This window comes from Mesorhizobium sp. M1328 (assembly GCF_040318075.1).
Lineage (GTDB): Bacteria > Pseudomonadota > Alphaproteobacteria > Rhizobiales > Rhizobiaceae > Mesorhizobium.
In genome coordinates this window covers 1-2,193 of sequence record NZ_JAMYLO010000068.1, presented here as the reverse complement: position 1 = coordinate 2,193, position 2,193 = coordinate 1, and the positions used below count along the sequence as shown (strand labels likewise).

1 protein-coding gene and 3 pseudogenes are annotated in these 2,193 nt (G+C 63.7%); 2 read left to right on the top strand and 2 right to left on the bottom strand.

Annotated elements, in window-relative coordinates:
• A pseudogene (locus NKH23_RS34330) lies at positions 1–232 on the bottom strand (IS66 family transposase); the annotation flags it as partial.
• Here NKH23_RS34330 and NKH23_RS34785 point away from each other — a divergent pair.
• Both NKH23_RS34785 and tnpC read left to right on the top strand, forming a co-directional pair.
• A pseudogene (locus tag NKH23_RS34785) lies at positions 231–395 on the top strand (IS66 family transposase); the annotation flags it as partial. The pseudogenes NKH23_RS34330 and NKH23_RS34785 sit on opposite strands and share 2 nt — an antisense overlap.
• Positions 379–1,373 (top strand): annotated as a pseudogene (tnpC, locus tag NKH23_RS34325) (IS66 family transposase); the annotation flags it as partial. The pseudogenes NKH23_RS34785 and tnpC, both read left to right, overlap by 17 nt.
• Positions 1,374–1,483: 110 nt before the next feature.
• Here tnpC and tnpB read toward each other — a convergent pair.
• Positions 1,484–2,193: IS66 family insertion sequence element accessory protein TnpB (tnpB, locus tag NKH23_RS34320; protein WP_353036771.1), on the bottom strand; the 710-nt coding region annotated here is incomplete at its 5' end.

Here is a 2,193-nt window from a genome sequence, read left to right as displayed (position 1 = left end):
AGCCGATTTGGCGCGCAATACTCCACGTCGCACCCACGACGACAACCAGGAATCGCTGTTTTCCGCCATTTGAAAAGGAGGTGCATAATGAATCAGTCTTCGCGATCGGACGGATGGAGCGCTCGACGGTGTTGCTGTCGATCTCGATGCGGCCGTCTTCGAGGAAGCGCGAGAGGCCTTCCCAGCGTGAGAGCGTATAGCGGATTGCCTCTGCGAGCTTGGTCTTCTGACTCGAGCAGATCGAGGCCGCCGGTGACGAAGAGCAGGCACAGACCGCTCATGGCGAACGTCAGGCGCGTGTCGCAAAGCGCCGAGCGAACCGGGGCGTGCTGCCATCCCATCTGCCGCGCGTGGAGATGGTGGTCGACATCGAGGACCATGCCTGCCCGTGCTGCGCTCAAGGCGATGGTCCTGGCGCGCGACGTCGAGAACGCCCGGCTGATCCAGATCATCAAGGAATTGCAGCGCCACCGCTTCGGCCGTCGTGCTGAGACGCTCCCCGAGGATCAATTGCTGCTGGGGCTCGAAGAGGCCGCCGCAATGACTTGCACCGGATCGGTGAGGATGTGAGCGAGCGGCTCGATATCGTTCCGGCGCAGCTGCGTGTGATCGTCGTGCGCCGGCCCAAATATGCCTGCCGCGCCTGTGAGGATGTGGTCGTTCAGGCTCCCGCGCCGGCGCGGCTGATCGAGGGTGGTCTTCCGACCGAGGCAACGGTCGCCCAGGTGCTGGTCTCCAAATACGCCGATCACTTGCCGCTCTATCGTCAGGCGCAGATCTATGCCCGGCAAGGCATCAATCTCGATCGCTCCACGCTCGCCGACTGGGTCGGCCGCGCCGCCTGGCACCTGCGTCCGGTGCATGAGCGGCTGCTTGGCAAGCTGAAGACCTCACCAAAACTCTTCGCTGACGAGACCACGGCGCCGGTGCTCGATCCCGGCCGCGGCAAGACCAAGACTGGGCAGCTCTGGGCCTATGCCCGCGATGACCGACCATGGGAGGGGAGCGACCCGCCGGGCGTCGCCTATGTCTATGCGCCGGACCGAAAGGCCGAGCGGCCGATCGCTCATCTCGCAGGATTTGGCGGAATCTTGCAGGTCGACGGTTATGGCGGCTATCGCGTGCTGGCCGAGAAGAGCGGCGTGACGCTCGCCTTCTGCTGGGCACATGTGCGGCGGCGCTTCTATGAACTGGCGGCAGCCGGTCCCGCGCCGATCGCCAGCGAGATGCTCAGACGGATCGCTGAACTCTACAAAATCGAGGACAGCATCCGTGGCCGATCGGCCGACGAGCGCCGCGCTGCGCGTCAGGAAAAGAGTACTCCAATCATCGCGGCACTCGACCCATGGCTGCGTGAGAAGCTCGGCCTGATCCGCATCCGGATCGTCGGGAAGCTGGTCCGCCGTCATCCCATGACCGGATCAGACCATATTCGCCGACAGCCCGCGACAGCGGAATCCAGGCTGATTCACTTCGTCGCGGGTCAGCCCGCCTGAACTGGAACGCGGGTCTGGCGCGCCTCGTGGACCCGCCGCCAGTCGAGCCCTTCTAATAGCGCCGACAGTTGCGCGGCCGTCAGCCGCATCACGCCGTCCTGCACTTTCGGCCAGCGGAACTCGCCGTCCTCCAGACGCGATTGGCTCAGCACAATGACAAAGGCCATGAGGGGGCGTCGCGCCCTGCCGATCTGTATGTGTCCGAAATGGCCCCAGTCGGCCTGCGCCTGTTCGCCGGGAAGTGTGCGCAAACGCAAATAAGCCTCAGCCTTTTGACGCGGCCGATAGCGGGCGATCATGTGGCGGAAGTGGCCGCCGTCACCGCGGTATCCCCGTTCTTTGACCATGCCGTAAAGACGCGCGGCGGTCAGGCTGGGGAAAGCGTTCAGGGTCTCAAGGATGAACGGCAAATAGGCATCGATCTGGCTGGGTCGTCCTCGTGGGCCATGGGGTAACAGCCCGGAACGAGCCAGCACGCATTGAACGGTGTGATGGTGGACGCCGAGCTGGCGGGCAATGGTGTTGACCCGCCACTTCTCGACATGGTGATAGCGCAGGATTTGAGCCTGCAGTGCAATAGAAATGGCCATCGTTATGTGTAAAAGTTTAAACTTTATCTGACAGACGGTGTCCTGGGCTGAAGCTTGAGCCGAGGCCGGGCGCGGAGTGGTCAGGGTTCGCAGCGCCCGGCCTCGGC